This window comes from Mycobacterium sp. 852014-52144_SCH5372336, from assembly GCF_001665615.1.
Classification (GTDB): domain Bacteria; phylum Actinomycetota; class Actinomycetes; order Mycobacteriales; family Mycobacteriaceae; genus Mycobacterium; species Mycobacterium neumannii_A.
In genome coordinates this window covers 1-15,954 of sequence record NZ_LZSW01000064.1, presented here as the reverse complement: position 1 = coordinate 15,954, position 15,954 = coordinate 1, and the positions used below count along the sequence as shown (strand labels likewise).

17 protein-coding genes and 1 pseudogene are annotated in these 15,954 nt (G+C 67.5%); 8 read left to right on the top strand and 10 right to left on the bottom strand.

Translation table 11 applies throughout. The annotated features are described in order from the left end of the window. Positions 1-37 precede the first annotated feature (37 nt). Positions 38-2,002 carry a gamma-glutamyltransferase family protein gene (locus tag A5759_RS22870; protein WP_197506174.1) on the top strand — a complete coding sequence of 655 codons (1,965 nt, stop codon included), beginning with the start codon at positions 38-40 and terminating at the stop codon, positions 2,000-2,002. After that, the gene (locus tag A5759_RS22865; RefSeq protein WP_068201493.1) at positions 1,999-2,466 is read left to right on the top strand and encodes a GNAT family N-acetyltransferase; all 468 of its coding nucleotides are present in this window, start codon (positions 1,999-2,001) and stop codon (positions 2,464-2,466) included. The genes A5759_RS22870 and A5759_RS22865 overlap by 4 nt, the downstream gene beginning before the upstream one ends. On the opposite strand, the gene A5759_RS22860 is transcribed toward A5759_RS22865, so the two are convergent. Genes A5759_RS22860 through A5759_RS22850 form a run of 3 tightly spaced genes read right to left on the bottom strand, consistent with a single transcriptional unit; the run spans position 2,453 to position 4,694 of the window. Continuing rightward, entirely contained in the window at positions 2,453-2,902 is a 450-nt protein-coding gene (locus A5759_RS22860) for a PH domain-containing protein (RefSeq protein WP_068201491.1), read from the bottom strand. The two genes, A5759_RS22865 and A5759_RS22860, sit on opposite strands and share 14 nt — an antisense overlap. Next, on the bottom strand, positions 2,899-3,378 hold the full coding sequence (gene ribH / locus A5759_RS22855; protein ID WP_068201490.1) for a 6,7-dimethyl-8-ribityllumazine synthase: 480 nt from the start codon (positions 3,376-3,378) through the stop codon (positions 2,899-2,901). Before ribH ends, A5759_RS22860 begins: the two co-directional genes overlap by 4 nt. After that, positions 3,375-4,694 carry a bifunctional 3,4-dihydroxy-2-butanone-4-phosphate synthase/GTP cyclohydrolase II gene (locus A5759_RS22850; protein ID WP_064395633.1) on the bottom strand — a complete coding sequence of 440 codons (1,320 nt, stop codon included), beginning with the start codon at positions 4,692-4,694 and terminating at the stop codon, positions 3,375-3,377. Before A5759_RS22850 ends, ribH begins: the two co-directional genes overlap by 4 nt. Positions 4,695-4,872: 178 nt before the next feature. Between A5759_RS22850 and A5759_RS22845 the strand changes: the two genes are divergently transcribed. Continuing rightward, a complete protein-coding gene (locus A5759_RS22845; protein WP_068201489.1) occupies positions 4,873-5,199 on the top strand; it encodes a hypothetical protein in 327 nt (108 codons plus the stop codon). Positions 5,200-5,233: 34 nt separating this feature from the next. Here the strand turns inward: A5759_RS22845 and A5759_RS22840 are convergent, their stop codons facing one another. Then, a complete protein-coding gene (locus A5759_RS22840) occupies positions 5,234-5,833 on the bottom strand; it encodes a riboflavin synthase (protein ID WP_068201488.1) in 600 nt (199 codons plus the stop codon). Between the two features lie 103 nt (positions 5,834-5,936). Here A5759_RS22840 and A5759_RS22835 point away from each other — a divergent pair, with 103 nt between their 5' ends. Both A5759_RS22835 and A5759_RS22830 read left to right on the top strand, forming a co-directional pair. Then, entirely contained in the window at positions 5,937-6,641 is a 705-nt protein-coding gene (locus tag A5759_RS22835; protein WP_068201487.1) for an LppX_LprAFG lipoprotein, read from the top strand. Further along, positions 6,599-8,224, top strand: a complete 1,626-nt coding sequence (locus A5759_RS22830; protein ID WP_082962255.1) for an MFS transporter — start codon at positions 6,599-6,601, stop codon at positions 8,222-8,224. The genes A5759_RS22835 and A5759_RS22830 overlap by 43 nt, the downstream gene beginning before the upstream one ends. A 15-nt stretch (positions 8,225-8,239) precedes the next feature. On the opposite strand, the gene A5759_RS26185 is transcribed toward A5759_RS22830, so the two are convergent. Then, positions 8,240-8,410, bottom strand: a complete 171-nt coding sequence (locus A5759_RS26185; RefSeq protein WP_197506172.1) for a hypothetical protein — start codon at positions 8,408-8,410, stop codon at positions 8,240-8,242. A 174-nt stretch (positions 8,411-8,584) separates the two neighbouring features. On the opposite strand from A5759_RS26185, the gene A5759_RS22825 reads away from it, so the two are divergent. The 3 genes and pseudogenes from A5759_RS22825 to A5759_RS22815 form a co-directional block, all read left to right on the top strand. After that, a complete protein-coding gene (locus A5759_RS22825) occupies positions 8,585-9,139 on the top strand; it encodes a type 1 glutamine amidotransferase domain-containing protein (protein ID WP_197506170.1) in 555 nt (184 codons plus the stop codon). Positions 9,140-9,186: 47 nt separating this feature from the next. Next, the gene (locus A5759_RS22820; RefSeq protein ID WP_068201486.1) at positions 9,187-10,236 is read left to right on the top strand and encodes an ABC transporter permease; all 1,050 of its coding nucleotides are present in this window, start codon (positions 9,187-9,189) and stop codon (positions 10,234-10,236) included. Between the two features lie 4 nt (positions 10,237-10,240). Next, positions 10,241-11,230: pseudogene (locus tag A5759_RS22815) on the top strand (ATP-binding cassette domain-containing protein); the annotation flags it as partial. A 115-nt stretch (positions 11,231-11,345) separates the two neighbouring features. Here A5759_RS22815 and ribD read toward each other — a convergent pair. The 5 genes from ribD to A5759_RS22790 are packed head-to-tail and all read right to left on the bottom strand — an operon-like array spanning position 11,346 to position 15,904. After that, on the bottom strand, positions 11,346-12,347 hold the full coding sequence (gene ribD / locus A5759_RS22810) for a bifunctional diaminohydroxyphosphoribosylaminopyrimidine deaminase/5-amino-6-(5-phosphoribosylamino)uracil reductase RibD (RefSeq protein ID WP_068201484.1): 1,002 nt from the start codon (positions 12,345-12,347) through the stop codon (positions 11,346-11,348). Then, on the bottom strand, positions 12,344-13,021 hold the full coding sequence (gene rpe / locus A5759_RS22805) for a ribulose-phosphate 3-epimerase (protein WP_064395458.1): 678 nt from the start codon (positions 13,019-13,021) through the stop codon (positions 12,344-12,346). Before rpe ends, ribD begins: the two co-directional genes overlap by 4 nt. Positions 13,022-13,025: 4 nt before the next feature. Continuing rightward, positions 13,026-14,399: an RsmB/NOP family class I SAM-dependent RNA methyltransferase gene (locus A5759_RS22800; RefSeq protein WP_068201482.1), complete on the bottom strand. Its 1,374-nt coding sequence runs from the start codon at positions 14,397-14,399 to the stop codon at positions 13,026-13,028. Beyond that, complete coding sequence (gene fmt, locus A5759_RS22795; protein WP_068201481.1) at positions 14,396-15,325, bottom strand: methionyl-tRNA formyltransferase; 930 nt, start codon at positions 15,323-15,325, stop codon at positions 14,396-14,398. The genes A5759_RS22800 and fmt overlap by 4 nt, the downstream gene beginning before the upstream one ends. A gap of 42 nt (positions 15,326-15,367) precedes the next feature. Continuing rightward, positions 15,368-15,904 carry a LemA family protein gene (locus A5759_RS22790; RefSeq protein ID WP_064348342.1) on the bottom strand — a complete coding sequence of 179 codons (537 nt, stop codon included), beginning with the start codon at positions 15,902-15,904 and terminating at the stop codon, positions 15,368-15,370. Between the last annotated feature and the right edge of the window lie 50 nt (positions 15,905-15,954).

Here is a 15,954-nt window from a genome sequence, read left to right as displayed (position 1 = left end):
CCGCGTTCCGACCGGCCCGATCCACTACCGTCGGGTGATGCGGATCTCGTCGCTGACCAAGGTGATGGCCCCGCTGACCGGGTTGGTGCTGGTACTCGCCGGCTGCTCGAGCGACGACGGCAGCACCGAGTCTGAGGCCGCGGGACCGTGCGCGATCGTCGAGAACGGCACCCCGGTGGTCAAGACCACCGCCGCACCCTCTCCCGGGTCGCCGCCGACGTCCCGCGACATCTCAACCAATCCCGAGGTGGCCACGGGTTACCGCACCGACATGACGCCGGTGCGAACCAGCAGCTTCTCGGTGGTCACCGCTAATCCGCTGGCCACGCAGGCCGCGTGCGAGGTGCTCCGCGACGGCGGCACCGCGGCGGACGCGCTCGTCACCGCGCAGGCCGTGCTCGGCCTCGTCGAGCCGCAGGCGTCGGGCCTCGGCGGCGGCGGCTTCCTGCTCTATTTCGATGCGGCCTCCGGTGAGGTCCAGGCCTACGACGGTCGCGAAATCGCGCCCGCTGCGGCCACGGAGAACTATCTGCGCTGGGTTTCCGAAACCGACCGGACGGAGCCCAAACCGGACGCCAGGGCCTCGGGGCGTTCGATCGGTGTGCCCGGCATCGTGCGGATGCTCACCGAGGTGCACGCCGATCACGGCAAGACGGGCTGGCGCGACCTGTTCGCTCCCGCAGTCCGGATGGCCGACGACGGCTTCGACATCAGCCCGAGGCTGGCCGCGGCCATCGATGACGCGGCGCCCGAGCTCAAGCTCGACCCCCAAGCGGCCGAATACTTCCTCAACGGCGACGGCAGCCCCAAGACGGAGGGCACCCGGCTGACCAACCCGGCGTATTCGAAGACGTTGGGCGTCATCGCCACCGACCCTCAGACGTTCTACACCGGCGCCATCGCCCGCGACATCGTCGCCGCAGCGGCCGACGCCTCCGGGGGCCGGACGCCAAGCCTGATGACCGTCGAAGACCTCGCCAACTACTCGGTCAAGGAACGCGAACCGCTGTGCAGGCCGTACCGCGGACGGGAGATCTGCGGGATGCCACCGCCGTCGTCAGGCGGCATCGCCGTGCTGGCGACGCTCGGCATTCTCGAACACTTCCCGATGGCCGATCACAAACCCAGCGACGTCGACCTCAACGGCGGCCGACCGTCGGTCATGGGCGTACACCTGATATCCGAGGCGGAACGACTGGCGTACGCCGACCGCGACAAGTACGTCGCCGACACCGATTTCGTGCCGCTGCCGGGCGGGTCACCCGACACGCTGCTCGGCAGTGACTACCTCGCCGGTCGGGCCGCGCTGATCTCCGAGCAGCACAGCATGGGCACCGCGAAACCCGGCGAGTTCGGTCCGCCGACCAGCCCCGCACCGCCCGTCCCCGAACACGGCACCAGCCAGGTCAGCATCGTCGACTCACAGGGCAACGCCGCGTCGTTGACCACCACGGTCGAGTCGGCGTTCGGCTCGTTCCACATGGTCGACGGGTTCCTCCTCAACAACCAGCTCACCGACTTCTCGGCCGAGCCGGCCGGTCCCGACGGGGCGCCGGTGGCGAACCGGGTCCAACCCGGCAAGCGACCGCGCAGCACGATGGCGCCGACCCTGATCTTCGACCGGGCACAGGGCCGGGCCGGCGAGCGCGGACGCCTCTATGCGGTCCTGGGTTCGCCCGGCGGTGCGGTGATCATCCAGTTCGTAGCGAAAACCATTGTGGGAATGCTGGATTGGGGACTCGACCCGCAGCAGGCGGTGTCGATGGTCGACTTCGGCGCGGCGAACACTCCGAAGACCAATGTCGGCGGTGAGCATCCGATCATCGACACCTCCGATAACGGCGATCACGACCCGCTCGTGCAGGGGTTGCGGGCACTCGGCCATCAGGTGGATCTGGCCGACCAGTCGAGCGGCCTGTCGGCGATCATCCGCGACGGCACAGGCCTCATCGGCGGGGCGGATCCGCGCAGGGAAGGGTTGGTCATGGGCGACACCCGATGACCGAATGTGTGGCCCGGCTCGGTGAATTCGACTGGCAGACATTCGCTGCCATCCGGTTGAGGGCGCTGGCCGACTCGCTGGGTGAAAGGGATTCAAGCTACCGGGACGAGGCGGCCTTCACCGCAGCGCAGTGGCGGCGGAGGTTGCGTGACCATGCACAGTTCGTCGCGCTCCACGGTGACCGTCCCGTCGGCATGATCGGAGCGCAGCAGGAGAACAACGAGACCGTGTATCTGTACTCGCTGTGGCTGGAACCCGCGGCACGGGGTCGGGGCCTGGCGCGGCAACTGGTCGCCGCGGCTCTCGACTGGGCGCGCACCAGCAATGTGCACACGGTCCGCTTACGGGTGGCGATCGACAACGCGGCGGCGCGTCAGGTGTACGAGAGTATCGGGTTCACCGTCGCCGACGACCAAACCACCTCCGAGCGCGATGAACTCGCGATGTCGCTCAGCGTGAGTTGAGGCCCTTGTAACGCTCGAGGACGTCGCGGACGCGGTCCATCGCGTCGATGGCGCGGCCCTTGTCGACGGCCTGGATCGCCATGATCGGAATGTACTCGTCGTCGGGCAGGTCCACGCGCGCCCACCGCGCGCCCCTCGGAAAAGAGATGTCGACCACATCGGACCACGGAATCGTCTTGTCGTTGACGAGGTTCCGCACGCTCACACCGGCGGCGCCGACTCGCAGCCGGGGCCGGGCGAACATCAAGACCACCCCGGCGATGACGACGCCGAGCAGCGCGATCGCCACCTGGTCGGCGGTCCGAAAGATCACCCCGGTCGAGCTGATCTTCAACAATGCGCCTACCGTCACATGCGCGGCGAGGATCAGCGCTGCGGCAGCGTAAGCGAAATACGGTGCCAGGTGCGGGCGTATCTCGACATCCCAGTCGGTCATGAGCACGAACGAATGTCGCGCAACGTCAGCGCGGTCGACAACGCGGCCGCCGCCGCCTGCGCGCCTTTGTCCTCAGACGACGACGGGAGCCCGGCCCGGTCGAGGGCCTGCTGCTCGCTGTTGGTCGTCAGCACTCCGTTGGCCACCGGTGTCGACGCATCCAGCGACACCCGGGTCAAGCCCTGCGTCACCGCGTCACACACATAGTCGAAATGCGGTGTCTCCCCTCGGATCACCACGCCCAGCGCCACGACTGCGTCATGGTCGGCCGCCAGCGCCTGTGCCACAACGGGAATCTCGATCGCGCCCAGCACCCGCACCACCGTGGGATTCTCGATCCCAGCGCCCGCAGCCACTTTGAGCGCCCCGTCGAGCAGTGCGTCGCAGATGGTCTCGTGCCAGGTGCTTGCCACGACGGCTAGCTTGAGCCCCGATCCGTCGATGTCTGGAAGATCGGGTACGCCTGTACCACTCACAGGGCTCCACCGAGATCTGTTGGGCGGCGGTCACCGAGCAGGTATACGCCCTCGTCGTAGTCGGCCATGGTGGTGGCCTCGTGATAGGCGTCCAGACCACTCAGGTCGTGGCCCATCCGGTCCCGCTTGGTCATCAGGTAACGGATGTTCTCTTTGTTCGCCCGCACCGGTAGCGGCACGCGTTCGATGATGTGCAGCCCGTAACCGTCGAGCCCCACCCGCTTGGCGGGATTGTTGGTGAGCAGCCGCATCGACCGCACACCCAGGTCGACGAGTATCTGCGCTCCGATGCCGTAGTCGCGGGCGTCGGCGGGCAGGCCGAGCTTGAGGTTGGCGTCGACGGTGTCGTCACCGGCGTCCTGTAGTTGATAGGCCTGCAGCTTGTGCATGAGCCCGATGCCTCGGCCTTCGTGGCCGCGCATGTACAGCACGATGCCGCGGCCTTCTCGGGCGACCATCGCCATGGCCGCGTCGAGTTGGGGTCCGCAGTCGCAGCGTCGAGAGCCGAACACGTCACCGGTGAGGCATTCGGAGTGCACACGCACCAATACGTCGTGGCCGTCGCTGGTCGGGCCTGCGATATCACCCTTGACCAGCGCGACATGCTCGACGTCGTCGTAGATGCTGGTGTAACCGACGGCGCGGAATTCGCCGTGGCGGGTCGGTATCCGGGCCTCGGCGATGCGCTCGATGTGCTTCTCGTGCTTGCGCCGCCACTCGATCAGGTCGGCGATCGAGATCAGCGCGAGGTCGTGTTCGTCGGCGAAGATGCGCAGCTCGTCGGTCTGCGCCATCGAGCCTTCGTCTTTCTGGCTGACGATCTCGCAGATCGCGCCGGCGGGCTGCAGACCGGCGAGGCGGGCCAGGTCGACGGCGGCCTCGGTGTGCCCGGGACGGCGCAGCACGCCTCCGTCCTTCGCCCGCAGCGGCACGACGTGGCCCGGCTTCGTGAAATCGTCTGCGATGCTTGACGGATCCGCGAGTAACCGCATCGTCGTTGCCCGGTCGGCAGCCGAGATACCCGTTCCCACACCGTTCTTCGCGTCCACCGTAACGGTGTAGGCGGTACCGTGCTTGTCCTGGTTCACCGCGTACATCGGCAGCAGACCCAGCTTGTCGCAGATAGCGCCGTCCAGCGGGACGCAGAGGTAGCCGGAGGTGTACCGAACCATGAACGCAACAAGCTCCGGCGTCGCCTTTTCGGCGGCGAAGATGAGATCGCCCTCGTTCTCGCGATCCTCATCGTCGATCACGACGACGGCCTTGCCCGCGGCGATATCTGCCACCGCGCGCTCAACAGTGTCAAGCCTCGTCACCACATCAGTATGAACCACCGGGGTTCAAAACTTATTGCCAGGCCGCTGAGCTGGGCATTTACTCCTGCTTTCGGCGTCGGCGGCACTCTGTGGAACCTCTGTGTATTTTCGGGATTGCTCCTTGGCCGAGGCGCCCGATGTCTACGCTACGTTCCTGGTCACGCTCAAAGGGACTCATATGAATGCGTCACGATTCGCCGCTCCGAGGCTGCTCTTCGCCGCGTGCGGTGTGGCCGCCTCCGGTCTGTTCCTTGCCGTCGCACCGTCGGCGACCGCCCAGCCGAGCGACATTGCTCCTCCGGCACCCGGCCCCACCGCGTCCGACGTGATCCCGGCAGTGGGAGTACTCGAAGGAATGTGGCAGCAGTACGTGCCCCGAAATGTGGCCCCGCCCGACCAGATGGGCGCGGTCGACCGGTTCTTCAACGATTTCGTTCCGACCGCGACTCAGGTCAGCGACCTCTTCACCATCATCCAGCAGTTCCGCGGGCCACTCGGCTACTAGACGCTGACGACCGCTGCTCCAAAGTGGCTGCGGCTCAATCGCTTTGCGGAGCGAGCAGCCGCTCGACATACTTGGCGATCACGTCCACCTCGAGATTGACCAGCGTCCCGACCTCGGCGCGGCCGAGCGTCGTGAGATCGAGCGTCGTGGGAATCAGCGACACCTCGAACCAGTCGTGTCCGAGCCCGGACACCGTCAGCGAGACACCGTCGACGGTGATGGAGCCCTTCTCCACCACATACCGCGACAGCGCGGTCGGAAGCGCGATGCGCACCACGACCCAGCGTTCCGACGGGGTGCGCGCGATCACGTGGCCGGTGCCGTCGACGTGGCCCTGCACGATGTGCCCGCCGAGGCGGCTGTTCACCGCCGCCGCACGCTCGAGGTTGACCCGGCCGCCGACCGCGAGGCGGCCGAGACTCGACCGGTTCAGCGTCTCCCCGATCACGTCGGTGGTGAACGTCGCATCCGGGCGCACCTCGACCACGGTGAGGCAGACGCCGTTCACCGCGATCGAGTCACCATGGCGAGCGTCCGATGTCACGAGGGGTCCGCGGATGGCGAGCCGGGCGAAATCGCCGAGATCTTCCTTGCCGACGACCTCGCCGACCTCTTCGACGATTCCGGTGAACACCTCGCCAGACTATCGAGATCGCCGCCTCCTCCGGCGTGGACCTGTTCGCCCTGGCAGCGCCCGCGCGCCGAGACGGTCCGCTCGGACCCTTTACGATGCACTCATGCCCACGCGCCTCCTCACGATCTTCGCCGCCCTCGTTGCCGCCATCGCCCTTGTGGCGGGTTGCTCCTCCACATCGGAGGAGTCCACGAAGGACCTCCCCGACGGCGCGACCCTGCTGCAACAGTCCAGCGAAACGACCAAGAAGCAGACCAGCGCGCACCTGAAGCTGCAGGTGCAGGGCACGATCGAGATGTTGCCGATCGAGCAGCTCGAGGGTGACCTGAGTAACGCACCCACGTTCACCGCCCAAGGGAAGGTCAACCTGCTGATGGGGGGCCAGCGTATTGAGGGCGTGGAGTTCGTGGTCTTCGACGGCGACCTCTACGCCACTCTGACCCCCGGGGGCCCATTGTCGAACTTCGGCCCTGCCGTCGATATCTACGACGCTTCGCTGATCCTCAATCCCGAGACTGGTTTGGGCAACGTGCTGGACAATTTCTCGGACCCGAAGGCCGAGGGCCGTGAGACGGTCAACGGCGTAGAGACCGTCCGCGTCACCGGTAATGTCAGCGCCGATGCGGTCAACAAGATTGCGCCGCAACTCGACGTGACCGGTCCGGTGCCCGGTACGGCCTGGATCGCCGAGGACGGCGACCACAAATTGGCCCAGGTCAAGTTGCAGACCGACTCTGATAGCAGCGTCACTATGACGATGTCGGAATGGGGCAAACCAGTGACTGTCAACAAGCCGCCGGCCGCCTAGTGTCGATTCCAACGCGAACCACGGGCACCGAAACCGCCCTGACCACGGGGTCGAATCGGCGAATCGCAATCAGCGCCGGCGGCCTCGCGGTGCTGCTCGGCGCCCTCGACACCTATGTCGTGGTCGCGATCATCACCGACATCATCATCGATCTCGGTATTCCGATTAATCAGCTGCAACGGGTGACCCCGATCATCACCTGCTACCTACTCGGTTACATCGCCGCGATGCCGCTGTTGGGCCGGGCCTCGGACCGGTTCGGCCGCAAATTCATCCTTCAGGTGAGCCTGGCCGGCTTCGCGGTCGGATCCGTCGTCACCGCGATGTCGAACGACCTGGTCCCCATGGTGATCGGCCGCACGATCCAGGGCGTCGCCAGCGGCGCACTTCTGCCGGTCACGCTGGCGCTGGCCGCCGACCTGTGGGCCAGCCGCAACCGCGCCACGGTGCTCGGCGGGATCGGCGCCGCACAGGAGTTGGGCAGCGTGTTGGGGCCGCTGTACGGCATCGCCGTGGTGGCGGTGCTGAACACGTGGCGCGACGTCTTCTGGATCAACCTGCCGTTGGCCGCCGTGGCGATGGTGCTGATCCACTTCAGCCTGCCCTCGCGCCTCAAACCCGAGAACCCCGAACGGGTGGACGTCGTCGGCGGAGTCCTGCTGGCCGTCGCACTGGGCCTGATCGTGATCGGGCTCTACAACCCGGCACCGGACGGCCGCAAGATCCTGCCGAGTTACGGGCTTCCGGTGCTTTTGGCCGCACTGGTGGCCGTCGTGGCCTTCTTCGTTTGGGAGAGGTACTCCCGCACACGCCTGATCGAACCCGCCGGCGTGCATTTCCGGCCGTTCCTCGCCGCGCTGGGCGCGTCCCTCTGCGCGGGCGCGGCGCTGATGGTGACGCTGGTCAACGTGGAACTGTTCGGGCAGGGCGTGCTCGGCAAGAACCAGACCGACGCGGTACTTCTGCTGCTGCGCTTCCTGATCGCGCTACCCATCGGCGCCGTCATCGGCGGGTGGGTCGCGACCCGCATCGGCGACCGACTGGTTGCCTTCGTCGGCCTGATGATCGCCGGAGGCGGCTACTACCTGATCTCGATGTGGGGCACCGACGTGCTGACCACCCACCACGACCTCGGGTTCATCGCCCTGCCAGTGCTCGACACCGACCTTGCGATCGCCGGTCTCGGCCTTGGCTTGGTGATCGGACCGTTGACCTCGGCGACGCTACGTGTGGTGCCGGCCGCCCAGCACGGCATCGCGTCGGCGGCCGTGGTGGTGGCCCGGATGATCGGCATGCTCATCGGCCTGGCCGGTTTGACCGCATGGGGTCTGTACCGGCTCAACCAGCACCTTCAGACCCTGCCATTCCCGCCAGCCAACACGCTTGCCGAACGACTCGCCGCCGAAGCGACCCGCTACCGCGAGGCCTACGTGCTGCAGTACGGCGACATCTTCCTCGTCACGGTCGTGGTCTGCGTCGTCGGCGCTCTGTTGGGCCTGCTCATCGGCGGCAAACAGGAGCACGCCGACGAACCGGCGGAATTGGTCGGGGAAACGGCCGCGGATCGCGTCGACGGCGCCTAGCAGCGCTCGACGGTCCTAGCAGCGCTCGAGGCCGGGGCGCAGCAGCGGCGGCTCGGCCGGCTTGACCGGCGCGGCCTCCTCTGCGACGGCCTGGGCGGGCTCAACCCGGAAGGTGTCGCAGATCAACGCCTTGAGGGTTCGAGGGTGCATCGGGCGATAGCTGAGCCAGTCCTGCAGTGCAGTCATGGGTCGTCGTCCTTTGTTCGTGCTCACCAGCGCGCAAATCGTCGGTGAAAGCGCGATTACGGTGGGCCACACACGGCCCACTCTGGTACGAGTGTACCGACGTAACCGCCCTGATTGACTCCCCGACGCGCGGGGTATGCGTGGCATCACACCAAACCTCAACGGAGAAAGCTCATGGCAAGTTCACTGAATGGGAAGAAGATTGCGTTCCTGGTTGCCACCGAAGGTGTCGAGCAGGTCGAGCTGACCGAGCCGTGGAAGGCCGTCGAGCAGGCCGGGGGAACCCCTGAATTGGTGTCGACGGAGGTCGGCAAGATCCAGGCGTTCAACCACCTGACCCCCGCCGACACGTTCGAAGTTGAGAAGTCCGCCGATTCGGTGTCGACGTCCGACTACGCCGCGTTGGTGCTGCCCGGCGGCGTGGCCAACCCGGACAACCTGCGCATGAACGCCGACGCGGTCGCGTTCGCAAAGAGCTTCTTCGATGAAGGCAAACCGGTCGCGGTCATCTGCCACGGACCGTGGACGCTCGTCGAGGCGGACGTGGTGCGGGGACGCACCATGACGTCGTGGCCCAGCGTGAAGACCGACCTGGTCAATGCCGGAGCCAACTGGGTGGATGACGAGGTCGTCGAATGCTCGCGTGGGCCAAACACTTTGGTTTCCAGCCGCAAGCCCGACGACCTGCCGGCCTTCTGCAACACATTGGTCAGCGCTTTCGCGAAGTAGCCGAAACCCCAGGCACCGAGGACCATAGCCGGGGTAACGTCGCCGACATGCTCATCGCCGCGCTGCGCGACATGCAGTGGCGAAGGCGACGTTTCGCCATCGCGGTGTTGTCCACCGCGATCATTTTCGGAATGACGCTGGTTCTCACGGGTCTGGCCAACGGTTTCCAGACCGAGGCCGAAAGGACCGTCGACAGCCTCGGTGTCGACCAGTTCATCGTGAAGGCGGGCGCATCGGGTCCCTTCGTGGGGGCCACACCGTTCGCGCCCGTGGAATTGCGCCGTATCGCTGCCGCTCCCGGCGTCAACGCCGCCGCCCCCCTGGCCTATGCCGGCGGCACGGCCACCCTCGACGGGGAGACACGCAACGTCGACATCTTCGGCGCGCCCGAACGCGGACCGGGTATGCCCGCCGTCGTCGAAGGGCGCGCACCCACGACCGCCGACGAAGTCGCGGTGTCCACCACATTGGGTCGTGGCGTCGGCGATGAGGTCGAGATCGCCTCTCAGACGCTGCGTATCGTCGGCCTGGTGGAGAACTCGACCGCATTGGCGAACCTGCCGAATGTGTTTCTCACCACAGAGGGTGCACAGCAGTTGGTGTACGGCGGTGAGCGTCTGGTCGCCTCCATCGGTGTCCGCGGTTCACTTGAGCAGGTGCCGAACGGTTATCGGGCGGTCGACCGCGGCGGAGCGATCGAGGACCTGCTGCGGCCGTTGAAGGTGGCCGTCAACTCCATCACGATCGTCGCGATCCTGCTGTGGATCGTCGCCGCGCTGATCGTGGGTTCGGTCGTCTACCTGTCCGCACTGGAACGGCTGCGAGACTTCGCCGTCTTCAAAGCGATTGGGGTGCCTACTCGTTCGGTGATGGCCGGGCTCGCCCTGCAGGCGGTGATCGTGGCGCTGCTGGCCGCGTTGGTCGGCGCCGGGTTGTCGCTGCTGCTCGGACCGCTGTTCCCCATGCAGGTGATCGTGCCCACAGAGGCCTTCGTCGCGCTGCCGGTGGTCGCGGTGGTGATCGGCCTCATCGCCAGCGCGGCGGGGTTACGCCGCGCCGTGTCAGTCGATCCCGCACTGGCCTTCGGGGGGCCGTGAGCCCATGGGCGATCTGTCGATCCAGAATCTCGTCGTCGAGTACACCAGCGGCGGGCACGCCGTGCGCCCGATCGACGGCTTGAACCTCGACGTCGCGGCCGGCTCACTGGTGATTCTGATGGGCCCCAGCGGATGCGGGAAGACAACGCTGTTGTCGTGCCTCGGTGGGATTCTCCAACCCACCTCGGGTGCGATTAAATTCGGCGACGTCGAGGTGACCTCGCTCGGCGCCAACGAGCTCGCGACATACCGGCGCGAGGCGGTGGGATTCGTGTTCCAGGCCTTCAACCTGGTGCCCAGCCTCACCGCAGTCGAGAACGTGATGGTGCCGCTGCGCGCAAACGGCATGTCACGCCGGGCTTCCCGGAAGCGGGCCGAACAGCTGCTCGCGCGGGTAGGGCTGCAGGACCGTCTCGAGCACCGGCCGGGCGACCTCAGCGGCGGGCAGCAGCAGCGGGTGGCGGTGGCCCGGGCGATCGCGCTCGATCCCCCGCTGATCCTGGCCGACGAGCCCACGGCGCATCTGGATTTCATTCAGGTCGAAGAGGTGCTGAAGCTGATTCGCGAGCTTGCCTCCGACAACCGGATGGTGGTCGTCGCGACGCATGACAGCCGGATCCTGCCGCTGGCCGATCGGGTCGTCGAGATGGTGCCGAACTTCGCCTCCACCGACCGCCCACCGGAGACCGTAGAGCTGGAAGCCGGTCAGGTGCTGTTCGAGCAGGGCACCATGGGTGACCAGATCTACATCGTCGATGACGGCGAGATCGAGATCATGCGCGAACTGGCCGGCGGCGGTGAGGAATTGCTGAAGTTGGCGATCGAAGGCGACTATTTCGGCGAGATCGGGCCGCTGTTCCATCTGCCCCGGTCAGCGACGGCCAGGGCGCGCACCGACGCGACCGTGGTGGGCTACACCGTGCAGGCTTTCCGGAAACGGTTGGGGATGGCCGGAGTCCGCGACCTCATCGAGCACTGTCCGCTGAGCGGCGAATTGGACGAAGGTCCGCTGAGCGGCGAATTTGAAGAGGGTCCGCTGAGCGGCGAATTTGACGAGGGTCCGCTGAGCGGCGAATTTGACGAGGGTCCGCCGGACACCGAGGACGCGGCTACCCCGGAATGAGGCTCAGCAACACGTCGGGGCCGATGGGTTCGATCTTGTCGAAGCGCCACCGCTGGGCGTGCGCGATGCTCAGCACACCGACATCGTCGACCGCGGTAATCGGGCCCCCGAGAAGGATCGGTGCGACGTAAGCCAGGATCCGATTGATGACGCCGGCGCGCAAGAACGCGCCCGCCAACGTTGGACCACCCTCGAGCAGCACATCGGTGCGATCGGACAGCGCCTTGATCACTTCGTGGGGATCGCGGGTGCGGATCACCATCGTGCGGGAGTCGTCGTTGAGAACCCTTGCCTCTTGCGAGATTTCGCGCTCTCCGACGACTACGCGCAGCGGTTGACGGTCGGCGAGAGTGCCATTGGGGAGTCGCGCCGTCAGCGCAGGATCGTCGACGAAGACAGTTCCGGTACCGACCACGATCGCATCGGCGACGGCGCGCCTGCGGTGCACATCCGCACGGGCGGCTTCGCTGGTGATCCACTGGCTGCTGCCGTCGGCCGCCGCGCTGCGACCATCCACGCTGGTCGCGAATTTCCATGTCACATGCGGCGATCCGGTGCGCTGCTTGTGCAACCACTCGCGCAGCGGGCCGCCAGCCACCGCGTCGCCGAGCACGCCCGCGGTCACGGCCACCCCCTCCTCGGCGAGCCGCGCTGCCCCACCCGCAGCGATCGGGTTCGGGTCGGCGACCGCATACGCGACCGCCGAAACACCGGCAGCGACAAGCGCATCCACGCAGGGCGGGGTGCGGCCGTAGTGATTGCACGGTTCGAGCGCCACGACGGCGGTGCCTCCCGCGGCGCGCTCTCCCGCCCTACGCAAGGCCACCACCTCGGCGTGCGGCCCGCCGGGAGGCTCCGTGGCCCCCACACCGGCCACCTCGCCGTCGCGGTCCAGGATTACCGCTCCGACCGGCGGATTGGGATAGGTCGTGCCCTTGACCTTCTCGGCCTGTTGGACCGCCAGCCGCATCGCGGCCTCCAGATTCATGCCCGCAGGTGCTTGGAGGCGGCGGCGGCCTGCCTGCGCAACGACTCCACCGCCGCCGCGGGGTCCTCTGCGCTGTAGACGGCCGAGCCTGCGACGAAGCAGTCCACCCCGGCTTCGGCCGCCTGCTCGATGGTGTCGGCGTTGATGCCGCCGTCGATCTCGACGACGATCGTCAACTCGCCGGCGTCCACGAGGCGCCGCGCCGTGCCGACTTTCACCAGCACTTCCGGAATGAACTTCTGGCCGCCGAATCCCGGCTCCACCGACATGATCAGCAGCGTGTCGAACTCCGGCAGGATCTCCAGGTACGGCTCCAGCGGGGTGCCCGGCTTGACCGAGAGCCCCGCCTTGGCGCCCGCGGCGCGGATGTCTCGGGCGACGCCGACCGGGTTGTCGGTGGCTTCGGCGTGGAACGTGACGTTGTAGGCGCCCGCTTCGGCGTACGGCGGCGCCCACCGCTCGGGGTTCTCGATCATCAGGTGGCAGTCCATCGGAATGTCGGTCACCTTCAACAGCGACTCGACGACGGGCTGACCGATGGTCAGGTTCGGAACGAAATGGTTGTCCATCACATCGACGTGCAGCCAGTCCGCACCGCGCACGGCCTCGGCTTCGTCGGCGAGCCTGGCGAAGTCGGCGGCCAGGATCGACGGCGCGATTAGGGGTCCTGCCATGGACCTACCCTACTTTGAGCGCGGCGGCGAACATCGCATCGGTGCCGTGGCGGTGCGGCCACAACTGCACGTGCGGCCCGTCGCCGAGATTGTCCGCGGGCGCGAACAGCGGCCGGGTGTCCAGCGCCGTCACGGGGTGTCGGCGCATCGCGTCGGAGACGACGCCCACGGTCTCGGCCAGGTGCGGCGAACAGGTGGCGTAGAGGACCACCCCTCCCGGCCGCGTCAGCCGGATCGCCGACGCCAGGAGTTCACGTTGCAGCTTCGTCAACGGCGGCACGTCACCGCGCTTGCGTCGCCACCGTGCCTCGGGCCTGCGCCGCAGCGCGCCGAGGCCCGTGCAGGGGGCGTCCACGAGCACCCGGTCGAAGCCGGGTTCCACGCCGGGCTCGCGACCGTCGACGCGCAGCACGTCCACGGGCAGGCCGCCGGTGTTCTGTTCGACGAGCTCGGCGCGCGCGGGTGCGGGCTCCACCGCGGTGACCCGGGCGCCGTCGGGCGCCAACGCGGCCAGCATGGCCGTCTTCCCGCCGGGGCCCGAGCACAGGTCAAGCCAACGTCCGCCGTCGGTGCCGTCGATTTCGGCCAGGGTCAGCGCCTGCGCGACGAGTTGGCTGCCCTCGTCCTGTACCAGCGCATTGCCGTCACGCACCGCCTGCAACCGCCCCGGGTCACCGCCGGTGAGGTACACCGCGTACGGCGAATACCGGCCGACCGTGCCGTCGACCTGCGTGGCCAGCTCATGCGCGGTCAACGCCCCCGGGCGCACGGCGAGGTGCACGGCGGGCCGAGCGTCGTCGGCGGCGAGCAGCGCGTCGAGTTCACCGGCGTCGCCGCCCAGCGCATCGGCGAAGGATTGCGCGACCCACCGGGGGTGCGCATGCACGAACGCCGAATGACCGATGGGGTCGGTCGTCGCGTCGGGGGCCAGTTCCGCGACCCAGGACTGTTCGTCGCGCGAGGCGATCTTGCGCAACACGCCGTTGACGAAACCCGCACGGGCCGAATCGAACTCGATGCCGGCCTGCTCCACGGTGGTGGACACCGCGGCGTGTTGTTCGACCCGCGTGCGCAGCAGCTGGTAGGCGCCCAGCCGCAGCAGGTCCAGCAGGACGGGGTCGATCCTGTCGGTGGGGCGGCCCGCCACGTGACTGATGACCGCGTCCAGCAGTCCTTTGGTCCGGCAGGCGCCGTACGCGAGTTCGGTGGCGAAGGCCGCGTCACGGCCGCTGATGCCACGTTCCCGCAATAACGCCGGCAGCGCGAGGTTGGCGTAGGCGTCCTTCTCCGAGACGGCGCGCAACACGTCGAACGCGACCCGGCGAGCCGGGTCCAGGGGCTTGCGCCGTTGCGGACGGTCGCTGCGCGGCTTGGTCATTCGGCTCGTGCCGAATCGTCGAGGCGGGCGCCGCGGGCCCAGTCGGCCGCGTTCATGAGCTTCTTGCCCGGTGGCTGAACCTGCCCAAGCAGCGCAGGGTGCGACGCGGTGCCGATGCGCACACCGTCGCGACTGACGCGGATCGCGCCCGGCGCCAGGGGCTGCGAGGCCTCGTCGATGGTGACGGGACCGACTTTGACGCGAAGGTCACCGATCATCGTCCAGGCGCCGGGACTCGGTGCCACGGCGCGGATCCGCCGCTCGACGACATGGGCGGGCAGATCCCACCGCACGCGTGCCTCGTCGACGGTGATCTTGGGGGCGATCGTCACCCCCTCCGGCGGCTGCGGTACCGCCGTCAGCGTGCCGTCGGCGATTCCGTCGAGCGTGCGATCGAGCAGCTCCGCACCTGAAATCGACAGTCGCTCAAGGAGATCACCGGCCGTGTCCGTCGGCCGGATGGTTTCGGTGACGACGCCGTAGACGGGACCGGAGTCGAGGGCCGGTTCGATGAGGAATGTGGTCGCGCCGGTCACGCTGTCCCCTGCGGCGATCGCCGCCTGCACCGGCGCGGCTCCACGCCACGCGGGCAGCACCGAGAAGTGCAGGTTCACCCAGCCGTTTTCGGGCACTGCGAGCAGTCGTTCGCTGAGCAGTGCGCCGTAGGCGACCACCGCGCAGCATTCCGGTGCCAGTTCGGTCAGTTCGGCGATGAACTCGTCGGAGTTCGGCTTCGACGGCCGCAGCAGCGGGATGTCGTGCTCGAGCGCCAGCCGCGCGACCGGCGACGGTGACGGTTTGCCGCGCCGACCCGATGCCGCATCGGGGCGGGTCAGCACCGCGACAACGTCGTGACGTGGCGATTCGATGAGACGGCGCAGCGCAGGCAGGGCGGGTTCCGGGGTGCCGGCGAAGACGATGCGCACCGCGTCAGTCTAGAGACGGCGGCGGTGACGACGTCCGGGTGCTCAGCGCGGGGTCTGGTAGTACTCGCGTTCGGACACGCCGGTCATCGGTGCGACGAACATCCACGGGATCGTGGTGATCAACCGGTTCAGTGTGGCGACCGAGTCGTTGTAGTACTGGCGCGCGAACGCGAGTTTGTTCTCGCTGTCGGTGAGGTTCTCCTGCAGGTTGAGAAAGTTGTTCGACGAGTTCAGCTGCGGGTAGTTCTGGCCGAGCGCCAACAGCGGGGCCAGCGCCGTGTCGAGTTGCTTCTCGGCGGCGCTTCGTTGGGCCACCGATGTGCCGGTGGTGGCCGAGGTCAGCGCGGCGCGCGCGTTGGTGACGTGGTCGAGGATGCCCTTCTCGTGCGCGGCGAAGGTCTGCACGGTGTGCACGAGGCTCGGGATCAGCGACGCGCGACGCGTGAGTTCGACGTCGATTCCGCTCAGCGCCTCGGCGACGCGTACGTCGGCCGAGCGCAGTTTGTTGTAGCCGACGACGAAGACGATGAACGCCAGCACCGCCAGCACCAGTGCGATCGTCAGTAGCAGCGTCACCATGAGCCGCCTCCCTGTCTCTTATACACATCTCCGAGCCCACGAGACCGATC